Annotated in this window: 26 protein-coding genes; 5 read left to right on the top strand and 21 right to left on the bottom strand. The window is 39.3% G+C overall.

The annotated features are described in order from the left end of the window. Positions 1-44: 44 nt before the first annotated feature. The 6 genes from IGJ37_RS01910 to IGJ37_RS01885 form a co-directional block, all read right to left on the bottom strand. Complete coding sequence (locus IGJ37_RS01910) at positions 45-614, bottom strand: LemA family protein (protein WP_002386098.1); 570 nt, start codon at positions 612-614, stop codon at positions 45-47. Between the two features lie 299 nt (positions 615-913). Then, positions 914-1,615, bottom strand: coding sequence for an MgtC/SapB family protein (locus IGJ37_RS01905; protein WP_002355354.1), 702 nt, complete (start codon positions 1,613-1,615; stop codon positions 914-916). Between the two features lie 95 nt (positions 1,616-1,710). Beyond that, entirely contained in the window at positions 1,711-2,412 is a 702-nt protein-coding gene (gene nagB, locus IGJ37_RS01900) for a glucosamine-6-phosphate deaminase (protein WP_002379080.1), read from the bottom strand. Positions 2,413-2,541: 129 nt separating this feature from the next. Next, positions 2,542-3,750, bottom strand: a complete 1,209-nt coding sequence (locus IGJ37_RS01895) for an LCP family protein (protein WP_002383706.1) — start codon at positions 3,748-3,750, stop codon at positions 2,542-2,544. Positions 3,751-3,899: 149 nt separating this feature from the next. Continuing rightward, on the bottom strand, positions 3,900-4,880 hold the full coding sequence (gene dapF / locus IGJ37_RS01890) for a diaminopimelate epimerase (RefSeq protein WP_002377925.1): 981 nt from the start codon (positions 4,878-4,880) through the stop codon (positions 3,900-3,902). A gap of 147 nt (positions 4,881-5,027) precedes the next feature. Beyond that, the gene (locus tag IGJ37_RS01885; RefSeq protein WP_002361201.1) at positions 5,028-5,636 is read right to left on the bottom strand and encodes a superoxide dismutase; all 609 of its coding nucleotides are present in this window, start codon (positions 5,634-5,636) and stop codon (positions 5,028-5,030) included. 193 nt (positions 5,637-5,829) lie between these two features. On the opposite strand from IGJ37_RS01885, the gene IGJ37_RS01880 reads away from it, so the two are divergent. Continuing rightward, entirely contained in the window at positions 5,830-6,639 is an 810-nt protein-coding gene (locus IGJ37_RS01880; RefSeq protein WP_002355344.1) for a DUF1189 domain-containing protein, read from the top strand. 178 nt (positions 6,640-6,817) lie between these two features. Here IGJ37_RS01880 and IGJ37_RS01875 read toward each other — a convergent pair whose 3' ends face one another. The 7 genes from IGJ37_RS01875 to IGJ37_RS01845 are packed head-to-tail and all read right to left on the bottom strand — an operon-like array spanning position 6,818 to position 12,143. Beyond that, positions 6,818-7,237, bottom strand: coding sequence for a PTS sugar transporter subunit IIA (locus IGJ37_RS01875; protein ID WP_002363016.1), 420 nt, complete (start codon positions 7,235-7,237; stop codon positions 6,818-6,820). A gap of 9 nt (positions 7,238-7,246) precedes the next feature. Further along, complete coding sequence (locus tag IGJ37_RS01870; protein WP_325814937.1) at positions 7,247-8,236, bottom strand: serine hydrolase domain-containing protein; 990 nt, start codon at positions 8,234-8,236, stop codon at positions 7,247-7,249. 12 nt (positions 8,237-8,248) lie between these two features. Continuing rightward, positions 8,249-9,139, bottom strand: coding sequence for an N-acetylmuramic acid 6-phosphate etherase (murQ, locus tag IGJ37_RS01865; protein WP_025186939.1), 891 nt, complete (start codon positions 9,137-9,139; stop codon positions 8,249-8,251). A gap of 14 nt (positions 9,140-9,153) precedes the next feature. Further along, the gene (locus IGJ37_RS01860) at positions 9,154-10,005 is read right to left on the bottom strand and encodes a MurR/RpiR family transcriptional regulator (protein WP_002355339.1); all 852 of its coding nucleotides are present in this window, start codon (positions 10,003-10,005) and stop codon (positions 9,154-9,156) included. 16 nt (positions 10,006-10,021) lie between these two features. Continuing rightward, positions 10,022-10,498 (bottom strand): PTS system mannose/fructose/N-acetylgalactosamine-transporter subunit IIB, encoded by a 477-nt coding sequence (locus IGJ37_RS01855; protein ID WP_002355337.1) that lies wholly within the window; start codon positions 10,496-10,498, stop codon positions 10,022-10,024. Positions 10,499-10,528: 30 nt separating this feature from the next. After that, positions 10,529-11,347, bottom strand: coding sequence for a PTS system mannose/fructose/sorbose family transporter subunit IID (locus tag IGJ37_RS01850; protein WP_010777381.1), 819 nt, complete (start codon positions 11,345-11,347; stop codon positions 10,529-10,531). Further along, positions 11,340-12,143, bottom strand: coding sequence for a PTS mannose/fructose/sorbose/N-acetylgalactosamine transporter subunit IIC (locus tag IGJ37_RS01845; RefSeq protein WP_002358431.1), 804 nt, complete (start codon positions 12,141-12,143; stop codon positions 11,340-11,342). Before IGJ37_RS01845 ends, IGJ37_RS01850 begins: the two co-directional genes overlap by 8 nt. A 169-nt stretch (positions 12,144-12,312) precedes the next feature. Here IGJ37_RS01845 and IGJ37_RS01840 point away from each other — a divergent pair, with 169 nt between their 5' ends. Next, positions 12,313-13,083: a sulfite exporter TauE/SafE family protein gene (locus IGJ37_RS01840; protein WP_225581367.1), complete on the top strand. Its 771-nt coding sequence runs from the start codon at positions 12,313-12,315 to the stop codon at positions 13,081-13,083. Between the two features lie 43 nt (positions 13,084-13,126). Here the strand turns inward: IGJ37_RS01840 and IGJ37_RS01835 are convergent, their stop codons facing one another. Then, positions 13,127-13,528, bottom strand: a complete 402-nt coding sequence (locus tag IGJ37_RS01835) for an organic hydroperoxide resistance protein (RefSeq protein WP_002355332.1) — start codon at positions 13,526-13,528, stop codon at positions 13,127-13,129. A 220-nt stretch (positions 13,529-13,748) separates the two neighbouring features. On the opposite strand from IGJ37_RS01835, the gene IGJ37_RS01830 reads away from it, so the two are divergent. Beyond that, complete coding sequence (locus tag IGJ37_RS01830; RefSeq protein WP_002397005.1) at positions 13,749-15,275, top strand: AMP-binding protein; 1,527 nt, start codon at positions 13,749-13,751, stop codon at positions 15,273-15,275. A gap of 251 nt (positions 15,276-15,526) precedes the next feature. After that, a complete protein-coding gene (locus tag IGJ37_RS01825) occupies positions 15,527-16,225 on the top strand; it encodes a glucosamine-6-phosphate deaminase (RefSeq protein ID WP_002375854.1) in 699 nt (232 codons plus the stop codon). Positions 16,226-16,281: 56 nt separating this feature from the next. Here IGJ37_RS01825 and menC read toward each other — a convergent pair whose 3' ends face one another. Genes menC through menB form a run of 6 tightly spaced genes read right to left on the bottom strand, consistent with a single transcriptional unit; the run spans position 16,282 to position 23,626 of the window. Further along, on the bottom strand, positions 16,282-17,385 hold the full coding sequence (gene menC / locus IGJ37_RS01820) for an o-succinylbenzoate synthase (protein ID WP_002373222.1): 1,104 nt from the start codon (positions 17,383-17,385) through the stop codon (positions 16,282-16,284). Next, on the bottom strand, positions 17,386-18,210 hold the full coding sequence (gene menH, locus IGJ37_RS01815; RefSeq protein WP_010819179.1) for a 2-succinyl-6-hydroxy-2,4-cyclohexadiene-1-carboxylate synthase: 825 nt from the start codon (positions 18,208-18,210) through the stop codon (positions 17,386-17,388). It abuts the gene before it with no gap. Beyond that, positions 18,198-19,931 carry a 2-succinyl-5-enolpyruvyl-6-hydroxy-3-cyclohexene-1-carboxylic-acid synthase gene (menD, locus tag IGJ37_RS01810; RefSeq protein ID WP_202575803.1) on the bottom strand — a complete coding sequence of 578 codons (1,734 nt, stop codon included), beginning with the start codon at positions 19,929-19,931 and terminating at the stop codon, positions 18,198-18,200. Before menD ends, menH begins: the two co-directional genes overlap by 13 nt. Next, entirely contained in the window at positions 19,931-21,298 is a 1,368-nt protein-coding gene (locus tag IGJ37_RS01805; RefSeq protein ID WP_156248654.1) for an isochorismate synthase, read from the bottom strand. Before IGJ37_RS01805 ends, menD begins: the two co-directional genes overlap by 1 nt. After that, complete coding sequence (locus IGJ37_RS01800) at positions 21,295-22,752, bottom strand: o-succinylbenzoate--CoA ligase (protein ID WP_325814978.1); 1,458 nt, start codon at positions 22,750-22,752, stop codon at positions 21,295-21,297. Before IGJ37_RS01800 ends, IGJ37_RS01805 begins: the two co-directional genes overlap by 4 nt. 4 nt (positions 22,753-22,756) lie before the next feature. Further along, entirely contained in the window at positions 22,757-23,626 is an 870-nt protein-coding gene (gene menB, locus IGJ37_RS01795; RefSeq protein ID WP_002391106.1) for a 1,4-dihydroxy-2-naphthoyl-CoA synthase, read from the bottom strand. A gap of 110 nt (positions 23,627-23,736) precedes the next feature. Between menB and IGJ37_RS01790 the strand changes: the two genes are divergently transcribed. After that, positions 23,737-24,117, top strand: a complete 381-nt coding sequence (locus IGJ37_RS01790) for a PaaI family thioesterase (protein WP_014524728.1) — start codon at positions 23,737-23,739, stop codon at positions 24,115-24,117. 68 nt (positions 24,118-24,185) lie between these two features. On the opposite strand, the gene IGJ37_RS01785 is transcribed toward IGJ37_RS01790, so the two are convergent. Then, positions 24,186-24,785 (bottom strand): LysM peptidoglycan-binding domain-containing protein, encoded by a 600-nt coding sequence (locus IGJ37_RS01785; protein ID WP_002355317.1) that lies wholly within the window; start codon positions 24,783-24,785, stop codon positions 24,186-24,188. Between the last annotated feature and the right edge of the window lie 102 nt (positions 24,786-24,887).

Raw genomic sequence — 24,887 nt, 5'->3', positions numbered from 1 at the left:
CTTCCTCACTTCTTTCTTTTTAACCCAAATTTTCTACAAATTTTTTATTTAAATTCCACTTGTGGTACTTCTTTTCCCTGCTCTGTCGCAACATAGTTAGTTTTCTTCTCAAATCCTAAAAGTTTTGCAATTATTTTATCAGGGAATTTTGAAATCTGTTGGTTATATGTTTCAACAGCTTGTATATAGTTACGGCGTTCAACAGAAATTCGATTTTCAGATCCTTCTAATTGAGTCATTAAGGTTTTGACATTTTCAGAAGAAGCTAACTTTGGGTAATCTTCATTCAATACTGTAACAAAATTACCTAATCCTTTTTCAATTTGCTCATTTGCTTGCCCTTTTTCAGAAGAAGATTTTGCTCCTGCGTATGCTTTACGTGCTTCCGTTATTTCTTTTAAAACTTCTTTTTCTTGAGTCATACTGCCTTGAACACTACTGACAAGATTCGGAATTAAATCAGCCCGTCTTTGCATTACATTTTCTACTTGTGACCATTCTGCTTCGACTTTATTATCTAAAGTAATCAATTGATTATAAGCTTTCATCACAAATGCACCAATAATCACAACGACAACAACAATAATACTAAGAAATTTATTTTTTTTATTCATCTTACTTATCACCTTTCTTTCTAACTCGTAATACAATCATAACTCTTTTGTAATCTTTTTGAAATATTAAACTTAAAAAATCAGTCCTAGGTCCTAGAAGAAAAGAGCGTGGGACAAAAATCACTTTGGATTTTTGTTCCACGCTCAAAACTGATAAACGGCGGGAACAGAACCAACTCCTTCGGAAATAAGCCGAAATTCTCCAAAAATTAAAGAGCAATTTTCGGAAATTCCTTCTTATTTCTCGGAGCTAAACGGTTCTGTCCCGACCTCTTGTCATTAATTATAAATAGATGTTTCTACACATTAATCAATCGTAATTTTGTTACATTATTTGAAACAGATAGATCTTCGATAACATCGGCATACGTTAGGCCTTTAGGCAAATCAATAGTATAGATATTCGTATAGATTTTTGTATCATCTACCCAAGAAACATTGAAATTCACATCATAAATTTCAATATGTTTTTCTTCAAAATACTGATTAATAAATTCTTTGGTTTCTTGTTTATGTTGATAGCGAATTTCTAATTTTTTGATTGTTGGTACGTGAATAATTCGTTTGACAATGGTTAAGGCAAATAATACACCGATAAAACTTGTTAAGGCAATCGTATAGTAGCCCATGCCCACCGCGATCCCTAAACCAGCAACGGTCCATAGTGACGCTGCTGTCGTCAATCCGGTGACACTTTGTTTCGTTACAATGATGGTTCCAGCACCTAAAAAGCCGATTCCACTTACAACTTGTGCAATCAACCTTGCTTGATCTGAACGAATGACCCCCGTCAAAGCCGGATTAGCTAACGCATCTTTCAATGCATTGATTGCAATTTGCGACTGAATTAACGCAATAATAGCCGCGCCCATACAAACTAAAATGTGAGTGCGCATCCCTGCTGGGCGATTCTTATATTGTCTTTCAAAACCAATTGCGCCACCCATCACCATCGCTAGGACTAACCGTAAAATAATTTCTGGAATTGTTAGCTGTAACATCCTTTTCACCTCTTCTTCTATTACTTCCAGTATAACAAAAAAAGAACTTGAAACATAAGGAAATCCTTATGTTTCAAGTTCTTTTTCATCAACGATTATAATTTACTTGCAGCTGCATCATCAATGATTACAACAACATCTTGATGGTTTTGTAATGCACTTGCTGGCATGTCTGTTGTTACTGGTCCGTCAATCATTCCTTTAATGGCCTCTGCTTTTGCTTCGCCATAAGCCATTAAAATCATTTTTTTACCTTTCATGATTGAGCCAATCCCCATAGAAACAGCACGTGTTGGGACATCTTCTACTTTGTCAAAATAACGTTTGTTTGCGTTGATTGTTGATTCAGTCAACTCAACGACATGTGTTAAGCTATCTAGAGGTGTGCCTGGTTCGTTGAAACCAATGTGTCCATTTTGACCAATACCTAAGATTTGGATATCTACTGGATGTGCATCGATAATTTTTTCATATTCTGCGGAAGCAGCATCTAAATCTTCTGCTTTACCATTTGGTACAAATGTTTCTTTAAATGGTTTTTTGTCGAATAAGTGTTTGTTCATGAAATAACGGTAACTTTGCTCATCTTCGCCACCTAAACCAACATATTCATCTAAGTTTACAGAAGTCATTTCTGTAAAGTCGATATCACTTGCTGTCATTTCTTTGTATAATGTTTCTGGTGTACTACCTGTTGCTAAGCCTAAAACTTTCGCACCATTGTTCATACCTTCTTTAATTAATTCAAACGCTTTTTTGCCGCCTTCTTCTGCATTTGCTACACGGATAATTTGCATTTTGACACGCTCCTTACGGTTTATTTTGGTATAGTCCAATTATAACACCTTCTGAAAAAAATTTCTAGAATAAAAGAAAAAAACTTCTATTTCCATCAGAAATAGAAGTTTTCGAGCTTGTTTAACAGATTAATATTGTGGTGCGTTGGGATCCACATACGTATTTGGATCAGCATAAGCGTTTGGATCTGTGTACGTATTTGGGTCAACGTACGTATTCGGATCGTAGGCTCCTTCTGCTGCTTGTTGCGTATTGCCGTTGTATTCTGTTTGACCGGCTGTGGTGTCCGCTGTGCTACTCGAACTAGTAGAGCTATTGGCACTTGAATCACCAGATTCACCAATCAGTGCAGTATCTGTAACAGCATAGCTAAACTGATTATAAAAGGCTAAATCTTTTTCACGTTCAGAAGCATGTTCTTTTAAACCAAGTTGTTTTCTAAGTGTTGTTTGTGTTTTGTATAAACTATTTGGATCTAGGACTTGATAATAAATATCATCAATAGTTGCACTGTATCCTTGTAATTGTTCAGAGTCAATTGTTTTAAAGGCAGACAAATATTTTGATTGGATGTCCATCATGTCATCCCAAGTTAAGTCTGTTTTTACATTGGCTTCAACAGCATCAAGAATTTTTCGATATTTTGAAACACCGTCAAAACTCATGACTTTGCGCACAATTTTCTCAACAACTTCTCGTTGGCGGCGTTGACGACCCACATCTCCTTCAGGATCTTCGTGACGCATCCGCGCATAAGCCAAACCTGTCGTGCCATCTAACTTGATTTTACCTGCTGGAACAGTAATACCGTCCAACGTAAATTCACCAATCGTATTATCTACTTCAATACCGCCTACCGCATCAATCAGGTCTTTTAACCCTTTCATATTGATGGATACATAGTGATGGATGGGAATATCCAGTAATTCTTGGACTGTATTAATCGCCATTTCGGCGCCACCAAATGCATAGGCATGGTTCAATTTGTCTTGTGTGTCATTTCCAACAATATCTGTTAGAATATCTCTATCCAAACTGATCATTGTGGACTTGTTTTCTTTCGGGTTGATGGTTACAACCATTGTAGTATCTGAACGACCTTGTTCTGTTCGGCCTAAATCGCCTGTGTCAATCCCCATTAAAAGAACAGAGAATGGTTCTTGCGCATCAATATTGGCCGTGGCTCCTTTATTGGACTTACGGTTAACTGATTGATAGATCCCATTAATTGTTGAATTGGCATCTGAATACATCTTAATCCCGTAAGCACATACCCCAGCTACTACCACTAGCAAGACGCTCAAGAAGCCCAGTACTACTTTTTTCCATAGTTTCATAAGACACTTCCTCGTTTATCTAAGAATAATTCTTAATTCATGCCCTTTATTTTCTCATAGTTTGCTTATTCAAGCAATATTTTTTATTTTTTGGAACAAGAACTTAACACAATTGTAAAATAAAAGAGCGCTTTATCAAGGAACAATTGTTATTTTTGAGAAAGTGTTTGCAGAAATTCTTGATAATGTTTCTGTTCATTCGTTTCAGTGATAGTTATTTTCTCAAATGCACCATTTAGTAAATCAGTCAGTGATCCTTCAATCAAATGCGTAATCGTGGCATTCCCAATTAATTCCATCCAATAACTGCCATCAGACGTTTCGTGGACGACTGTTTTCACCATACCTCCAGCATTTTTGACGGTTATTTCTTCATAAAAAACACCATCTTTCAATAACGTATAAAGTAAACTACTTGCGCACATAGCTGTCCCACAAGCACTTGTAAAACCTACACCACGTTCATACGTTCGAACAAATAGTTGATTTTTGCCAAGAATTTCAACAAAACTCACATTTATCCCTTCTGGAAAATATGGATTTTCATTATTTACATAGGTAGCGATTCGTTCAAATTCTGGACCATTTAAGGTTTCGTGATCCACAAATGCTACAAGGTGCGGATTAGGCACTGCTACCGCTGTAAAGCGAATGGTGTTAGATAAGGCTGGTACGATTTCATCAATTAATGTTTGGACCCCTAAATGCATTGGGATAGTGACTGCTTCAAAACTTACTGGTGAAATTTCCACTTGGTAAGTCGCTACTTCTTCAGCTAAATTGGGGGCTTGACGTACTTTCAAATCTGCAAACATTGTTTCAACTGTAAATGATTTTTCTTGGTTTTTTTCAGATAAATAACGGGCAACCGTACGCAAGCCGTTCCCGCACATGCTTGCTTCACTACCATCGCTGTTAATCACTCGCATTCTAGCATTGGACGTGCCGTGAGTCCCTTCTCCTACCAAAAGTAACCCATCTGCTCCCGCCAATAATCCTGTTTCCCGCGAACATAACTGGATGCGCAATTGCTCAATTTCCTCAGCGGTTAAAGAACGCTCAAACTGTGTTTCATCCAATAAAAAGAAATCATTTTCTGACCCGTGTACTTTTTGCATCATAACATTCATTTTTTTAGCTCCTTCTTTATGTATCCGTTATCTTTCCCTACTTACTTTAGTATGCCATAAACGAACAACTATTTCGACCCTGGATTTGTAAAAGGAAAGAGTCAAATGACAGCCGTCATTTGACTCTTTCCTTCACAATTGGCAAACTTATTTTGCTGCTGCAAAAAGTTCGTTTACTTTATCCCAGTTAACAACGTTCCAGAATGCTTCAATGTAATCTGGACGAACGTTTTTATATTTTAAGTAATACGCATGTTCCCAAACGTCAAGACCTAAAACAGGTGTTTGGCCATCCATTAATGGTGAATCTTGGTTTGGTGTTGAAGTGATTTCTAATTTACCGTTATTCACAACTAACCAAGCCCAACCTGAACCAAAGCGGCCAGTTGCAGCTGTTTTGAAAGCAGCTTTCATTTCATCAAAGCTACCAAATGTTTCATCGATTGCTTCTTTAATAGCGCCAGTTGGTTGTCCACCAGCATTTGGTGCCATAATTTCCCAGAAGAATGTATGGTTTGCGTGACCGCCACCATTGTTACGAACGGCTGTACGGATATCTTCAGGAATAGCATTCATATCTGAAATTAGGTCTTCTACAGATTTTTCGCCTAATTCTGGATGTTTTTCAATCGCTGCGTTTAAGTTAGTCACATAAGTGTTGTGGTGTTTATCATGGTGTAAGTGCATTGTTTCCACGTCAATGTAAGGTTCTAATGCATCATAAGCATATGGTAATTCTGGTAATGTGTAAGTCATTTTTTAAATCCCCCTATTTTTTAGTATGTAACATACGTCTTTCATACAACTATTATGATAACAGAGTGAACCGCTTTCTACAAAATAGTTTGCTTGCCAAAAGAAAAGTTTTACAAAAGAGGGAGATTACCTTGTGTTTCCCTCATAAATTCGCTAGAATGACCTGTAGAAGAATGATGTGAGGAGTAAATAAATGAATACATTGCAATTATTTAAGCAGGCCTTTTTTTCAGTTTCAGAATTACGGCATGCGAAAAAAATGGCGTTTTGGAAAGTAATTCTCTATGCTGTTTTTTTAAGCGCTATTTTAGCACTACCTATTACCAAACAAGTCTTTTCTGTGCTACAAGAGGTGCAACAAGATGGCCAAAAAATTGCAGAAAAGTTGCCTGACTTTTCTATTGAAAATGGCACGTTGCAAACAAAGGCCAAAGAATCTGGCTTTATTTATCAAACCGACTCGATTATTTTTACGTTTGATCCAGATGGAAAGCGTACAGCCGCTGATGTCCAAAAGGATTTAATTGGCAATGCGTTTGGTTTGGCTTTTTTACAAGATGAATTTGTAGTCGCCTTACCGAATTCAGGAGCAACTGAATCAATTCTAGGCACCGACCAATTTATCTTCCCCTATAGTAAAGGAACCTTAGATGGCGTTAACGCTCAGAGTATCAAGACTGCGCTAAGTGAAGCAGCAATCCCTTGGTGGACAAAACTCATTGTCTTTTTAGTGGCTATCTACCCTGTTCTAATCGGTTTAGTTTTAGACTTACTGATTGCCGCTATCGGTGCATCTCTCTATTCAAAATTACGTTTTTATTCTTTACGTTTGATTGATTGTTTAAAAATTATTACGTATTGTGCTACCGTGCCAGTTATCTTAAGTGCTATTTTAAACTTCGTAAATCCGATGTTTAACGATGGCATCCTAGTTATTTTACTGAGTCTATTCTTTTTCTTTGTCACAACCAAAAACGAACCACGGAATATCCCTGGTTCTTAAAAAAAGAGCCTGGGACAAAAATCACTTTGGATTTTTGTTCCAGGCTCAAAACCTGATAAACGGCGGGAACAGAACCAACTCCTTCGGAAATAAGCCGAAATTCTCCAAAAATTAAAAAGCAATTTTCGGAAATTCCTTCTTATTTCTCGGAGCTAAACGGTTCCGTCCCGACCTCTTTCTATTCTTCAAATTCTTCTTCATCTGTTAATTCAGGTAAGTCAATCGTGGTCACCGCAGATTGGCCAATTTGCGTTAAATATGCAGCTAATTCATCCACATTTTCCACAGGTGAGACGGCTGCTTCAATTGCCATTGCTAAATTAAGTCCAGCGACTACTCGCAATTGCGGATAAGTGCCCATGGCCATCATAGCCACATTACAAGGTGTTCCTCCTTTTAAATCAGCTAATACAAGCGTCGGGACATTGCCAGCTTCTTTTAAGATTGCTGCCAGTTTTGCTTGCGTGCCGCTCAAGCCATCTTCTGCGGTCATTGACACAATCGCAGCATCTGCTAATTCCCCGACAATCATTTGAGTAGAAGCTAAGGTTTCTTCTGCCATCCGTCCATGGCTCATTAAAATTAATTTTGGTTTCATCATATCCTCCTAAAAATACTGCTGATAAATTTTTGTTCGTGCTTTCAGAAAGCCACGTTCTTCACGAGTGGGATGAATCCGATTCGTCAGCAAAATTAGGGCTTCTTTGGTCTCTTTTTTCATACCAATCGCCGTTCCAGTAAAGCCAGTATGATACAAATAGCCTGCCCCTGCTTGCGTCTTTTTCACTTCCCAACCAAATGTACGTCCCCCTTGGTTCATAGACCAGAGAGCATCGATCATTTTTTCAGAAAATAATGATTTGCCAGACGGGTAGCGATTGTTCATAAAACACTGAACAAAAGTGAGTAAATCTGGTAAAGTTGCAAATAAACCTGCACTGCCAATTGGCGCTTTTAGTTGATAGGCTTTCGAATCGTGGACCACTCCCTGAATAACGCCGCGTTGTTTTGTAATCTCTGTGGGCACTGCCTGGGCAAAATCGCTGACCGTAAAACTTGTATGCTGTAGGTTCATTGGTTGAAATAAGTATGTTTGAAAGCTCTCTTCTAATGAGCAGCGATCCAATACTTGAATAATTTCTCCCAATAAGTAATACCCTAAATCAGAATAAGTGGTTTTCCCTCGTTCAGATAACGAATGCGTTAAAATGATTTCTTGCAAGCTTTTTTTTGTGACATTTTTCTTATCGACAACATCAGCTGGCAGTCCGCTCTGATGCAGTAGAAGCTCCCCAATCGAACAAGATAGTCCTTGATAATCAGGTAGGATTTCCCCCACAGTGGTTGAAAAAGTAAGCTGATTTGTATCGATTAATTGTAACATTCGATTTGTTGTCCCAATAACTTTCGTTAAGGACGCTAAATCATACAGGCTAGCTGATGAAACCTTTTGTCTTGCAAATGGACCAGTATTACCTAAAAAGCCCGTATACTGTTCTGATAAGCTATCTTCTGTGATCGTCCCCCAAGCGACACCCGGAACGACTTGCTGATTAATCAGTCTCTGAATTGTTTCTTGAATTGCGATTTGATTCATTGTTCACCACTTCTATGCTAAAACTTCTGAAATCCGTCCGTCATGTTCTGCTAATAGTTGTTTGGCTTTTTGAAAATCAACGTGGGCTTTCGCCATTACAATGGCTGGTGCCACTTCTAGCTGTGATGCCTCCAAGTATTCTTTGGCTTGCGATTCCTCGATTTCTGCTGCTTCTTTAATGATATTCGTGGCACGTTGAATTAATTTTTCGTTCGTTGGTTGTACGTTGACCATCAAATTTTGATAGATATTCCCTACTTTAACCATAATCCCTGTTGAAAACATATTTAACACCATTTTCTGTGCTGAACCCGCTTTCATTCTAGTTGATCCTGTAATGACTTCCGGTCCTACAATTGGCGCAATCCCAATTTCCGCCAATTGATTCATCGGACTTTGATTATTACAGGTAACTGAAATGGTTAGAGCGCCCACTTTTTTTCCGTATTCAATTGCGGAAACAGCATATGGTGTCCGACCACTAGCAGCAATCGCAATTACGACATCTCGGGCGGTCAATTGATGTTGCGTTAAATCTTCGATAGCTAATTCTTTCGAGTCTTCAGCGCCTTCAATTGCTTGATACATTGCTTTTTCACCACCAGCTAAAATACCAAATGCGCGTTCTGGCGACACACTATATGTGGGCGTTAATTCAATCGCATCCAAAGCACCTAAACGTCCAGACGTTCCTGCACCACAATAGATTAAACGGCCCCCTTTTTTAAATCGTTCTGCCGCTGCATCAATTGCTGCAGCGATCTGCGGAAGCACCTTTTCAATTGCTTGTGCTACCTTTTGGTCTTCTTGATTTATTAAAGTTACCATTTCTAATGTTGACACTTGGTCAATCTTTTTAGTCGCTTCATTTCTGGCTTCTGTCGTTAATCCTTCTAAGTTCATTTGCTTGCACACCCCTACTTCTCTTTTAGACGGCTGACAAGTTGACTCGTTTCAATCATATTGCGTTCAATTTCTGTGTCTAAATCATCTTGAATTGAACCTAAATACAGAACATCGCCAATTGCCATTGACGAAGCAATCGATGAAATAGCCCCAACTCGAATGAGGTGCTCATTATTGGGGACTAAAAGAACTTCATCGCTCAATGATCGCACGTTTTCTCCATCGTTACTGGTAATAAAAATAACCGTTGCACCTCTATTTTTGGCAATTTCACAGGCGATTAAGGCTTCTTTTGTCAAACCACTATAGGAGACCGTGATCAAAATGTCTTGTGCCGTTGCATAATTTAAAAACTCCAACATCATGTGACTATCATAATTAAAAATCGCTTGGCGACCAGCGCGGTTAAACTTGTGATAAAGATTATAAGTCGTTAAAGAAGAGGCACCAATTCCAACCAAATGAATTTTTTCCGCTTTTTTAACATGCGCGATTGCTCGTTCCAAGGCTTGTTTATCCACTGTATAAAATAAATCCTCAATCGTAGCATTTAATAAAGATTCCACTTTCATACAAATAGTATCCACCGAATCATCCGCCGCTACAATTGGATCAATATCTTTTTTACCGTTACTGGCAGCTTGTACCGCTGCAATGGATAGTTTTAACTCTTCCCAGCTGTCAAATCCTAATTGTTTAGAAAAACGGGTAACTGATGCTGGAGAAGTTTCGCTATTGCTAGCAATTTCGTTTGCTGTTAATGAGAGAAGACGGGTCGGATCCTTCAGTATATAGTCTGCGATTCTCTTATTTACTTTGGAAAAGTCCTTATATTTTTGTCTGATTGAACGGATTGGCTCCATCTTCTCATCTCCATTTCTATTTTATGAAAGTTAAAATTGCTTCGTTTGGTTCAGAAGGGATCATCTGTGCGGTAATAGTCACCCCATTATCTGTTAAACGACGAACGGTTTGAATATCTTCATCGGTTAATGCAACAGATTTTTTAATTGCTCGACTGCCTTCTTTTTGAGAAATATTGCCGACATTGAAGCTCTGTAACGGAACACCGCCATCAATTAAAGCCGCCATGTCTGCAATGTCTTTCGTAATTAAAAAGACTTTTTCTTCATCATAATTGCCTGCTAAAATTTTTTCAATCGCTTTACGTTTTGATAAAATGGATAATTTAACTCCTGCAGGCTTAGCCATTTTTAAGGCACCAATTTGTAATTGATCTTTGACAGCGGCATCATTTACTACCATGATTCTTTGTGCGCCAACCGTATTCGTCCAAACGGTTGCAACTTGTCCGTGAATTAAACGCTCATCTACTCTTGCATGTACAATTGTCATAATAAATCTCTCCTATTATATACTATTTTTTTAAAATAAACCGCCAACCCAAGCCAACATTGGTTGTAAATTGCCTAAAACCATGCCAATTAAAATTAAAACAAAGATTAGCCGTGTTGAATTCATTTTCTTTTTCCCTAGTAACCAATAGGATAAAAGAACAATCCCTAAAGGAATTAATGCGGGTAAAATTTTATCCAACATTTCTTGAACTGATAATGTTACATCTCCCATTTTATAAGTTAAATCTAATTTGTAAGTAATTACCGAAGGAATCAAACCGCCGACCACCGTTAACCCTAAAATAGCTGCACCTTGCGTAAACAATTTCATTTTATCCGCAAATTCTGTCGCAATTTTTTTCCCTTGATGGTAACCAATCCAAGTGAATTTATAGCGAACCCATAGGACCACTGCTCCGGCAATTAACGGGATCATTAACCCAACAACCTGGCCCCCTTGCGCCATGTAAGCTGCAATCGAAAAAACAATCGCACGATAAATCGCGATAAAAATGGTATCACCAACACCAGCAAACGGACCCATTAGACCTGTTTTCAAACCAGTAATGGCCGTTTCATCTTCAATGCCGACTTCTTCTTCCAAAGCCATATCAGCTCCGACAATTAAATGCGACATGGCTGGCGTTGTATTCATAAAGCCAAGATGTGTCTTCAAGGCTTTCTTCATAGCTACTGGATCTTCACTGTATAGTCGCTTTAATGCAGGCATCATTACCCAAGCGTAACCAAGTCCTTGCATTTTTTCATAGTTCCAGCCCCACTGATAGCCAAAAAGATTACGGACGTAAACTTTATTAATATCCTTTTTTGTTAATTTGTTAGTCATCAATCTCAACCTCCTCATCATCTTCGTAAATAACCGTGCCACTTGTTGTAGCTGCGCCGCCTTTGTTATGATTCATCACATAAATCGCTGCTAAAGCCAAGCCAACCAGTGCGACACCTAAAACTGAGAAGAATTGGGCCCCATAAGCAAGTAACACGAACCCAATAATAAAATAGGGCCAGTATGTTTTAATTGGTAAGTAACGCATTAAAATAGCAATCCCCATCGCTGGTAAAATAGCGCCTGCTGCTTTTAGCCCATTCATCACCCAAATAGGAATCCAATTATTGATAGCGTTTACAACTTGTTCACCAAAAGCTAGGCCAATAAAAACTGGGATGACACGAGAAATCGTCCAAGGAAAAATTCCTAAAACATTGCAGCGCTCGACCCCTTTATAATTGCCTTCTTCCGCATAGCGATCTGCTTTGTGTTGGAAAAACGTATTAGCCATTCTGCCTAAAATATCTAGTTGTGTCAATAATAACCCAATCGGAACCGCAACTCCGATACCATACTCTGCCCCTTTCCCTGAAATGATTGCATAAGCCGTTCCCATAATGGCCCCTGAAAGAAAGTCTGGGACTGTTGCTCCTCCATAAGTCGCTACGCCTAATGTCATCAATTGAAGCGTTGCCCCAATCATCAAACCTGTTTGAACATCTCCTAAGACTAGGCCAGTAAACGTTGCAGCAAACAATGGTGTATATGGACCAATCTGAATAGAAATTTGGTCAAGTACACCAACAACTGTGTAAAGACATAAAATCAAAATAATACCAATCGATACTGTCATGCTTTCTCATCCTCCTTGAATGCGTTTTCTTTTTTGTATTTGTAGAATACCATTAAAGAAATATCATTTCAAGTTCTTTTTAAAAATATTTTTAAATGAAATTACATTTCTTATATAATTTTTGTGCTATACTAAAAGAAAACGGTTTAGGAGTGATTATGTGCGGGTTTTGCTGATTTATTTCATAACTATTTTTCTATCCAATACAGTTGGGGCGCTCTCTGGGATGGGTGGAGGCGTCATTATTAAGCCTGTTTTGGATTTTCTTGGGTTCCATTCGTTAAATAGTATTGCGTTCTATTCAAGTGTCGCTGTTTTTGTCATGTCCATTTCTTCGACTTATAAACAGTATCAAAATGGTGTCCAAATTGAATGGAAAAAAGCCGCGAGTATTTCGTTTGGTTCCTTAGTCGGCGGCATGTTAGGTGATTTACTTCTTAATCAGGCGATTGCACTAGCGCCAAATGAAGAAAAAGTACAACTAATCCAATATATCATCATGTTGCTGACCTTGGTTTTGGTTCTTCTCTACAATCAATTTTCCAACTGGCACTTACACCTCAACGGATTGAGCATTTTTCTGATTGTCGGATTAGGCTTAGGGATTCTATCAACCTTTTTAGGCATCGGTGGCGGTCCCATTAATGTAGCTTGCCTTATTCTCTTTTTTGGAATGGATATCAAATCAGCAACTGTCTATTCCATCATTACTATTTTTTTCTCCCAACTCGCCAAACTTGGCAATATCGGCTTGACCACAGGGTTTGCGGTTTTTGATTTGACAATGCTTTGGGCTATTATTCCTGCCGCTTTATTCGGTGGTTATGTCGGCGGTCTTTTCAGTAAAAAATTATCTCAACAACGGGTCGCCCAAATTTATAGTTTAGTTGTTTTTTTAGTTATTTTGTTAAATATGTATAATTTGTGGACTGTTATCTAAAAAAGAAGCGCTTTGTCGTATAGACAAAGCGCTTCTTTTTTAATTAAATCACTGTTAATTTAACATCTATATTATTTCTTGTTGCTTTAGAATATGGGCAAATTTCGTGGGCTTTTTTAACAAGTTCTTCTGCTTTAGCTTGATCTACCCCATCAATATGAACTTCTAATTCAGCACCAACGCTAAATCCATCTTCTCCTTGGAATAAGGAAACACGTGCAGTTACTGTACTTTTACCTTCGACTTTTTCTTGATCCATCACTAATTCTAATGCACCGTTAAAGCAAGCACTGTAAGCCGCTGCGAATAATTGTTCTGGATTTGTTGTATTTTCTTTCTTGACACCTGGCGAAGCAACCGCATAAGAAAATGATTTATCCGGTGAGTGAACTTCTCCTGCACGTCCACCTGTATTAATGATAGTTGTTTCATAGATTTTTTTCATGTAAATTCCTCTCCTTTGTAAAGTTTTACACTTCTGAGAACTTGTTACTTACATAATTATTGTAGGAAACTTTGCCAGATACAGCAAACGTTGTGCTTGTGAATAATAAAAAATAACATTTAACGTTGTATTTTTGACGTAGAAAAAGAACCCATTCTATGATAGGATAAAGTGAACTTGTACATTTGTACACAAACTATTTTACAAAGGAGACTTTCCCTTGACACACTTACTTGATTATCAACCATTAAACCTCTACACAAACTATCAAGAAGCCGCAGAAAAAACACCAACTGTTCCAATTATTTTTGATGAATCTTTGCCTGCTTTTCCTGCACTTGGCTTAGAAACAACTTATGGTGAAAGCCATCAAGAAATTTTGAAACGGGCATATCAATTAGCCGCTTTAGGTGTAAAAAAAGGCGACAAAATTATTATTTATAAAAGTCCTAAATTCGACACGTATTTACTAGCTGTTGCAGCCTCATATCTAGCAGCCGTTCCTGTAATGGTTTCATATCATTTACCTTTTGAAACAATTGAAGTATTCGTTGATCGTTTAGAAGATCCTTATATTTTATTTGATGATGTGACTGCTGAAAAAGTTCAAGCTGTTCGTAACAGCTCTGCCAATAAAAAACTTTCGGTTGCTTCTCTTTTAGAAGCTGATGCCACGAAAGTTCCTCAAGACGAACTGACTAAAGACGAAATTGCCTACATGACTCACACCTCTGGAACAACAGGTATTCCTAAACTTATCTGTCATTCCAATCACTCTATGGGTTGGCGTACAAAATGGCAAAAAACCATTTTTACAAAAATTGCTGAAAAGAAATTAGTTGGCTTTCATATTTCGCCAGTTCATTCTCGTTTTAACATTGGTGTGTCTTCTTTAATGGCCATGGGCTTCCCTATGATGCCTTTAGCAAATGCTTCGAGCGAAAAAGTCGCTGAAATGTTCAGCACCTATCAACCAATCGCTGTAGAAACACACCCCAATAACTTCGTTCAATGGGTTCGTTTGGCTAAAGAAAAACCTGAAGCTTTCGCTAGTGTCCATTATTATCATTCTACTTTTGATGCAATTAACAACGCTACAATGGTGGCTTTCTTAAAAGCATCTGCTGCCAATGAACCAATTTTCCTACAAGTTTATGGACAAAGTGAATGCGGGCCAATGATCTTACGAGCGCATACTTTAGACTCCCTAAAAGATTCAGATGCTCGTGACATGGGTGTTGGTTTAGAGGATTTAACACAAGCTCGAATTACCGATGAAAAAGGACAAGTTTTACCTGCGATGACGGACGGCCATATCCAATTCTTATCAAAAGGACGGGCCTTAACATATTACAAAGAAGATGCCCGCTTTGCAGAAAATGTCTACGGCGAATGGTGGGACAGCGGCGATTACGGAATGTTAGATGAACGCGGCCACTTATTCTTGAAAGATCGCCAAGTAGATCTAATTGAAAACATCGACAGTAATTTAGCTATTGAAGATCATTTATTGGATGCATTAGATTTCTTAGAAGAAGTGATTATTGTCCGTGGCAAAGAAAATGAACCTCAGCCAATTTTAGCGGTTGTCCCTGGGGAAGAAATGGATTGGGACGCTTGGTGGACACAAGTAGCCGATTTACCACATTTAAACGAACCTATCATTATGGCTTTTGACGAAATCCCTCACACAGCTACTATGAAAGTGCAACGTTTACAACTAGAAAAATGGTTAAAAGAACAATAAAATAAAATTCTTTGTTAAACAGTGTTGGTCAAAAGAACGTTTAGACCAGCGTTGGAGCAAGTGGAGCAGAAAGCTAAAAAGTTAACTCGTTGTAGGTTATCTTAAGCTTTAAAAAGAGGGGCAGTCGTCGTTTTGACGGCTGCCCCTCTTTCTTTTGTCTACCGTTAATTAAATCCTTTTTGTGAAGAACTTGACATGGGATGGTTCCCACAAATTATACTTAGCTTATTCAAAGAATGGAGTGTGCAAGTATGAAAATTTTAATTAAACAAGATTTCGACACGATGAGTGAATGGGCAAAAATGTTACTTCTAAGCACGATGAGCCAAGATAAACGAGTGAATTTATCAATTACCGCTGGCAAAACGCCAACACTTGTTTACCAAAAATTAGCCTCGATTGTGAAAAATTCATCTGACTTTGATAATGTTCATTATTATAACTTTGATGAAATCCCAGTTCCTCATCAAAAGGAAGGCATTACCCTGACAGATTTGCGGACGCTGTATTTGACACCTGCAGAAATATCCGAGCAAAACATCCATCCATTAACTGTTGAAAACTTTCAACAACAAGAACAACGGATTGCTGACGCAGGCGGCTTAGATTTGATGTTAATTGGCTTAGGAGCAGATGGTCATTTTTGTGGGAACATGCCCACTACCACTCATTTTAAAAATGAAACTTACCAAGTGACCGTCACTGGTTCAGAGCCTTGGTTTGTTCCTGAAATGATGCAGCCAGGCATGACCTTTGTTACGATGGGGCCAGCCAGCATCATGAAAGTTAAGCATCTTGTCCTAATTGTAAATGGTGAACAAAAAGCTCAGATGGTCAAACAAGTGCTCCAAGGACCTGTCACAGAAACGTATCCTGCCTCTATTCTTCAACTCCATCCAAATTTAACGGTTCTCTTGGATGAAGCCGCAGCGAGTCAATTAGAAAAATAAAAAATTGCGCCTAGATTATGCTTCTCTGCATAGTCATAGGCGCAATTTTGTTATCATTACATGATTTTTTGATACTGACTGTATTTTAGCAAATTCGTCTGGGAAAGTGTAACACCAATACCAAGTCCCTGAGGCACGGTCATTGTCCCTTGCTCTAAAATAAAAGGTTCCGTGATGATATCTTCATAAAAATAGCGTTCCGTTGCTGAAATATCACCTGGAAAGGAAAAGGTAGGCTGTGACGCAAATTGCAAATTCAATGCGCGACCAACACCAGACTCAAACATACCACCTAACCAAACCAATAAATCATTTTCTTGGCAAAATGTGGCAATCTTCAACGCCTCGTGAATCCCACCTACACGAGGAATCTTCAAATTGATACTACGGCAACTGCCCAATGCTAACGCCACTTGGCAGTCTTTGAGACTACGAATATTTTCATCCAAACAAATTCTTGTCTTCAGTTCTCTTTGTAATTGTGCGTGATCTAAAAAATCATCTGCAGCAAAAGGCTGTTCAATCATCGCTAATTGATAGTGATCTAAACGTTGTAATTGAGGCAAATCAGCCAATGTATACGCTGAATTGGCATCGACCATTAAAGGCAAGTTAGGAAAATGCTGACGAATCAAAGCAACGGGTTCCACATCATAACCGGGACGAATTTTCAGCTTCACTCGTTGATACCCTTTTTCTACAGCTAACTGAACTTGTTTAAGTAATTGAGGTAAGTCTTCTTGAATCCCTAAACTAATCCCTACAGGAATTTTCCTCCGCGTTGGTCCAAAAAATTCAGTTAAACTCTTCTGTTGCCGTTTGGCATATAAATCCCAGATGGCAGTTTCTAACGCAGCTTTTCCCATCCAATGCCCTTTAACTTCTTCAAAAATTGTTGAAACCTCTTGCGGCTGTTCAATCGCTTCTGTTAAAAGTAACGGAATTAAATGCTGTTGGATGATGAAGCGTTCGGTTACCAACGTTTCTTGCACATAATCAGGTTGCTCAAAAGCCACTAATTCGCCAAACCCTTGATTTCCTTGCTCATCCGTTATTACAAATAGATCAAACGCTTTTTCTTCCAGGCGACCATAGCTCGTGACAAACGGCGTTTTTAAAGGCAAACGAACCTGATAGGTTTCAATTGATTGAATGTTCATTCAGATGGCTCCTTCCAATAACGCTGTCACCTTTTCATAGAAAATCGTTGGTTGTTCCAAATGGATACAATGTCCTGCTTCAGGAAAAATTGTCAGCCTCAACAACGGTTGACGTGCCTGCATTTTTTTCGCAATTCCAATAAATTTTTGATCTTCGCCGCCTACCAATAAATCGGTAGGAATCGGCTGCAATTCTGCTAGACGTTCCCAGTAACTCTCTTGCGCTCCTGTGCCCATATACCACAAACTACTAGCCAATCCAAAGGCCGATTGGCTCAAACGTTCCTGACGAATGGCCATTTGCTGTGCCACAGACAAGGCTTTTTGCGTTTGAAATAACGGTAATTCTTGCCAAAAATCAATAAAATCCACCAGCGGTTCCTCTAAGAGACGTTCCGCCAAACGATGATCTTGACAGATACGAGTCTGACGTTCTGCGGCGGTGGCCAAACCTGGTGATCCACTTTCCAATAAAAGATGCTGTACCTTTTGTGGATAATGTAATGCAAAACCTAAAGCTGTTCGAGCGCCCATTGAATAGCCTAATAAACAAAAGCAAGGCAAATTTAGCGATTCGGTTAGTTCAGCAAGATCATGGCAAACCTGTTTCATGGTATAACGCTCTGGTGCTACCAAACTAGCAGTCGCGCCATGCCCAGGTAAATCAATGCCTAAAACGTTATAAGGTGTTTGACTGGGAAAAACGGCTGCAAACGTGGCTAACGTTCCTGTGAAACCGTGTAAACAGACTACTGTCGTTCGCTTTGCATCAAAAGGTGTTAACCATTGATAATGGTACTGCATCCCCCGAATTAACCGTTCCATGAAATCCCCTGTCTTTCTACTCGTCTACCAATTTCAGCTAAAATTGATTCGTACAAATGAACATTCTCTTGACGATTTCCTTTGACTTCGATCACTTGAAATTGTGGTTCTTCAGCCGCTGCTTGTAAAGTTTGCTTGAGCTCCGCGATTGTTTTGACTTCTTGATACGAAGCACCGTAAAGTTCAGCAACTAACGAAAAATCTAAATCAAGCGGTGTTCCAAATAAAGGCTCGAAATCGTCCTCACGTAAAGTTCGTTGAGATAGAAAAGAGAAAATCCCGCCACCATTGTTATTTAATAAAACAATTGTTAACGGCAACTGATAACGTTTAGCCAAAAATAAACCATTCATATCATGATATAGCGCTAAATCACCAATCAGTAGAACGTTTTGCTGTGTCGGTGCTACGGCACTCATTCCTAAAGCAGTTGAAACAATCCCATCAATCCCGTTGATGCCGCGATTTCCAAACATCCGATAAGGGCGACTATCCATAAATCGATCTAAGTAGCGGATAGCCATACTATTAGATACAAATAACTGACCGTTCTCTTTCATTGTTTGGTGAACAGCTAAGCTGGCTGTTGTTTCATTTAATTCTGTCGCGTTCAGCGTTTCTAGAAGAACTTCAGAGACCGTTTTTTCCAGCAGGAGCCATTGTGCTAACCAAGTCGCTTCTGTTGGTTTGACAACCGTTAGCAGTTGTTCTACAAACGTGGTTTCCTTTGCCTGAATAACTGTTTGTGATTTTTTCAATTGCTCTTGCCATTGACCACTTTCGTCCACAAAATAAAAAGCAGTCTCTGTCGTTGCTAAGCGTTTCAACCATAACATGATGTTTTTAGAAATTGGCAGTGAACCAAAGCGCACTACCACTTCTGGTTCTTGTGGCAAGGTCGCCACATTTAGAAACAGGTCACTGTGTGCAATAATAACTTCACTATTTCGCCCATGTGTCACAATGTTTGCTAAAGGATCCGCTAGTAACGGCCATTTCAAAGCTTCGGCTAATTGAATAAATAACGACGCTTCTTCCTCTGTATGACTGCCACCGACAACCAAAACGCCGTTTTTCTGGTACCATTGATCCGCTAGCTGTTGCACTTGTTCTGTAGAAAGGATTGATTGACCAGCGAATAAAGCCGTTTGTTGAGAACTCTTTGTTTTTCTCTCTAAGTCAGGTAATAATGGTTCCCGCAAAGGAAAATTCAAATGAACAGGTGCTGCAGGCGTTTGTTGCGCGAATGCTGCTCCTTTAGCGCCTTGCCAATAGGCGTAATTCAACATCTCTTCTGTTGCTTCTGGCAAAGCCATTTCAACAAATAATTTCACGTGATTTTGATACATTTGTAATTGCTCCATGGCTTGAGGAGCGCCAACTTGACGTAACTCATGCGGCCGATCTGTTGTTAAAACGACTAAAGGCACATGGCTAATATTGGCTTCACAAATTGCTGGATAATAGTTTGCAGCTGCTGTTCCAGAGGTACAAAGTAAGACCACTGGTTTTTGACTCGCTTTACTTAATCCTAAAGCAAAAAAAGCAGCGGAACGTTCATCGACATCGACAAAAGTTTGGATTGCGGTTTCCCGATGAAGTAATAAAGCCAGTGGTGTGGAACGGGACCCTGGACTAATGACTGCTTGTTCAACCCCACTATTTTTTAAGCCTTCAATAAAGGCCATTAAATAATCGGTCATTGTTTCTTGATGATTCATTAAACCTGCCCTCCAATTCCTCGTAACATCGGTTGAAATTTTATTTTCGTTTCTTCTCTTTCTAGCTCTGCTTGGGAATCCGCAACAATACCACAACCTGCATAAAGAACGCCTTGCTGACCAGCAAAGACACCTGAACGCAAGGCCACAGCAAACTCGCCACTATCATCATTCCCTGAAATCCAACCGATTGGCGCACCATATAACCCACGACTCCCTGGCTCATATTGTCGAATCCATTCGACTGCCAACTCTTTGGGCTCACCGCCTAAAGCTGGCGTTGGGTGTAGTTGCATCACACTTTCCAAGAACGAAATTCCCGGCTTACGTTGACCCGAGATTGGCACATAAAGATGTTGTACATCTCGATTTTCCAAAATAATGGGTGCTTGAATACTGTTTTCAGAAGTCGTCATCTTCGCCAACTCTTTCGCTAAACGTTCCACCACAATTTGGTGTTCTCCTGTATTTTTGCGGTCTTGCAAAAGTTGTGCTCCTAAAGCTTTCGTTTCTTCTGGTGTTTGACCCGTTTTAATGGTTCCTGCAATACAAGCGGTCGCAAACGTTTCTTTAGTACCCAACAGAAGTCGTTCTGGTGTTGCACCAATGAAACTTGTGTCTTTGGCTTCTAAAGCAAACAAATACGTATTTTGTTGTTGTGCCATTAAATTAACGAGCACTTGGTTACTTCGAATTTTTTCAGGACTGCTCACAGCAAGTTGTCGAGCCAAAACCACTTTTTTTAAAGGGCCATCTTCTCTTAAGACTGCTACTGTTTCGTTGACAGCTTGTAGCCATTCAGTCACGGCAACTTCTTCCTTGTCAATCTTTGTTTCCGCTACAGCTGGCAACTCCTCACAGGTAGCTAACAAGCGATCAAACTGAGCCACCAAAGTCGACCAACGTTCCTCGACTTCTTGTTCACTAGAACCTGAAAAGTTCAGCGTTCCATAAATACGTGAACCTGAAAAAGTAAATAGAATACTTGGTAGATAAAACCAACCTTCCCCTAACTCTCCCCAGGCCTCAGTAGGCGTTTGTTCTGTATCAAAAGGCAAACCGCCAAACAGAAGAGCCCCCGTACCAGAAATAGACATATTTTGAAAACGAGTTGCCGCCTCTTTTTTTAAAAGGTTGTTCAATTGCTGCGTTTCTGTTTCTGCGCCTTTTAAGATAGTTTCATATCCGAAGCCAACCAAAGCAAAATCTTTTTTCGGCGTTTGCCAAAAAAAACGTTCTCCTTGGTATGCCTTTTCACCAGCGGCAAAAATTGCCAAGGCTGTTTGTTCTGTTTCTAATGGAAAAACCCAACTGAACTGACGGGCATTCTTCTGATAGGCTTGTCGTAATTCATCAGGCAATTTCATCTGATTAAAAACGCCTCTCTTTCTTCTGTCATGAAACGATGTTTGGCAATCTTTCCACTTGCTGTTTGCGGGAAAGAATGACAAAAATAAATGCGTTTCGGTCGTTTATATTTTGCCAGTTTTCGTGAACACTGGTCTTGAATTTGCGCTAAGGTGAGTTCTTGGTCACTAATCACATAAGCAACTGGGACGGCTCCCCATTGCGCATCTGGTTCTCCTACAACTGCCGCTGCTTTAATTCCTGTTATCGCCTGTAACACCTGTTCAACCTCAGTGGGGTAAATATTTTCACCACCAGAGATAATGAGTTCACTTAAACGACTAACCAAATACAGGTAACCTTGTGCATCTAAATAGCCCATGTCGCCTGTTTTAAACCAATCATCTGCTGTCCATTTTTCAGGTTGACGCTGGTTAAGGTAACCTGAAACAACGTTTGGTCCCTTAAGTAAAATTTCCCCGACTTGCTTTTCTGGCTGTTCTTGTCCTAGTTCATCAACAATTTTGATCTGCATATCTTTTAACGGTTGCCCAGCAGAGCCGATTTTCAGTGCCGCATCTTTAAATTTCAAGGCAACAACTTGCGAACACGTTTCCGTCATCCCATAAGATTGAATAACTGGAATCCCTTTTTCCTCACACTGCGCTAATTTATCCGGAGCAATCGGTCCGCCGCCTAATAGCATTCCTTTAAAGCTGGCGCTGTAGCCAGCTTCAGGATAGACAGACAATAATTTTTGTAACATTGTCGCAACCACTGAAATGACGGTGCCACGGCCTTCTTGTAAATCTTGTGTCACTTGCTGTTCATCAAATTTATCGTAAAGGCGAATACTACAACCTAAGACGAGTTGTCGAACAACAATCGACAATCCGCTAATGTGAAATAATGGGACTGCACACAACCAACAATCTTCAGCAGTAATCCCCATATTTTCTTGAGTGCCTCTAGCACTGGCCAAATGATTTTTAAACCGTTGCAAGACCCCTTTAGGCTGTCCTGTAGTTCCAGATGTATACATAATAGAAGCCACCGACTCTAGGTCACTTGGCTGTTGAAACTCCTGATGTGAAAGACTATGCTGTTTTTTAACCATTGGCTGAACGTCGACAAAAGAAATTTCTTCTAACAAAGCCTGCGTTTCAGGCGCACCGATAATCGTTTTAACTTGCGCATCTTTTAACTGAAAAGTCAGTTCAGCAAGTGTCAAATGCGTATTTAAAAATAATAACTCTTTCCCCAATTCCCATAAGGCTAGAATTGAAAAATACAACTCTTTGCTGTTCTTACTGAATAAAGCCACACGTTTTTCTTCTGGTGCAAGCACCTGTTGATATGTGGCTACCCACTGGCTGACTTCTTGTTGCACTTCTAAAAACGTCCAAGATTCATCCTGAAAATAAAAAGCAGGATGATCGGGACGTTTTTGTACTTGTTTATTTAACCAAGTCATTGGTTTATGGGAATTTAGGGAATTGATCGAAATCTGGTGTCCGTTTTTCTTTAAATGCATCTCGGCCTTCTTGTGCTTCAGCCATTGTATAGTAAAGAAGTGTCGCATCACCAGCTAATTGTTGCACACCAGCCAAGCCATCTGTATCGGCATTTAAAGAGGCTTTAATCATCCGTAAAGCAATCGGGCTTTTGGTTAACATTTCTTCTGCCCACTCCATTGTCACATCTTCTACTTGATCCAATGGAACAACTGTATTAATCCAGCCCATATCTAAAGCTTCTTGAGCAGAATACTGTTTACACATAAACCAAACTTCTTTCGCTTTTTTATGGCCGATAACGCGCGCCAAGTAACCTGAGCCGTATCCACCATCAAAGCTACCGACATTTGGTCCTGTTTGCCCAAACTTAGCGTTTTCAGCCGCAATTGTTAAATCACAAACTAATTGTAAAACATTGCCGCCGCCAATGGACCAGCCTTTCACCATTGCGATGACTGGTTTGGGAATGACACGGATTAACCGTTGTAAATCTAACACATTTAAACGTGGAATATTGTCTTCGCCAACGTAACCACCATTACCTCGAACTTTTTGATCGCCACCAGAACAGAATGCTTGGTCACCTGCGCCTGTTAAAATAATAACCCCGACATCTTCTTTATCACGACTAATGTTGAATGCATCAATCATTTCCATGACTGTTTTTGGTGTGAATGCGTTGTGAACATGCGGGCGGTTGATAGTAATTTTTGCTACTTTGCCTGCTTGCTCAAATAAAATTTCATCATATTCTTTAATTGTTGTCCAGTTTCTCATTAGGAAACCTCCTTCATTAATCTCATCTTTTCTATTATACACAAGAATCGGCACTTTAGAGAAAAAGTCGCTTGAATTTTAAGAAAAAACATGGCTATTTCAAATTTTCTTCATTCCTGTATAATAAATAAAAAACCTTTTATTCTCTCTTTTATTAGAAAGGACTGATTACTATTCATCTTTTAGAGTATTTAGGCATCACGATTCAACACGTTTCTGCTGAGAAATGTCAGCTTACTTTAGCGGTAAAAGACGTGCATAAACAACCCTATGGCCTTGTCCACGGGGGCTTAAACGGCGTCTTAATTGAAACTGCCTGTAGTTTAGGTGCGAACGAAAACGTTCCTGAAAACACTTTTGCTGTCGGCATAGACTTACAAGTAAATCATCTTCGCAGTGTCCATGATGGTAGCCTTACCGTGATTGCGACGCCCAATCACTCGGGAAAGACCCTTCAAGTTTGGGAAGCAAAAATTTATAACGCAGACCACCAATTGACGAGCGTGGGGCGTTGTACCTTAACAAATCGACAAAAAAAACAGTAATCTTTACAGGTTACTGTTTTTTTTTTATGGTTTTTAATAATTAATTAGATTACTTCGTTTATTTAATTTTAGTACCAACCATTTGCTAACCAGAATGATTTAGCTGCATCCCATGAACCATAGCGACCTGCTACGTACTGATCTGCCACGCGTTCTTGGTTGGCAGGTGAATAGTCACCATTTAAATAAGAGGCAGATAATTGGTAACGACCGATATACTGGCCGTTTGTTGCATCGTAAGAACCACTAGATTCACGTTGTGCAATCCACTCTTTTGCATCACTGCTTGCGGCAGGTGCTGCTGGTTGCGCTACTTCTTGAGCAACAGGTTGTTGTACTTCTTGTTGAACGGGTTGTGCAACAGGTTGTTCAACTACTTGTTGAACTGGTGCAACTTCTACAGCTGGTGCTGGAGTATTAGCAACTTCTTTTTCTGAACGAATAACTAATTGTTCTCCTTCAAAAATTAAATCAAGATTTGGCAATTTGTTATCAGAAGCAATTTTTTGAATTAAGCTATTGTCTCCTGCAAATTGATGAGAAATTGTTGATAAAGTATCTCCTGCTTTAACTGTATATAAGCTTTCTGCGTTTGCGTCTGTTCCTAAGAATAATCCTAAACCTGCGGCCAAAGTTGTTCCAAGTAAAATCGTTTTGATTGATTTCATGTATGTTTCTCCTTTGTAATTAAAAATATTTGATTGTTGCTCTTAGCACTCGGCAACAACCACGTCTGCTTCGCTTTATCGAAACGACTTCACATACTTTAT

Origin of the sequence: Enterococcus sp. AZ104 (genome assembly GCF_050546705.1) — a bacterium.
Lineage (GTDB): Bacteria > Bacillota > Bacilli > Lactobacillales > Enterococcaceae > Enterococcus > Enterococcus faecalis.
This window is presented reverse-complemented; position numbering and strand designations above follow the sequence as displayed.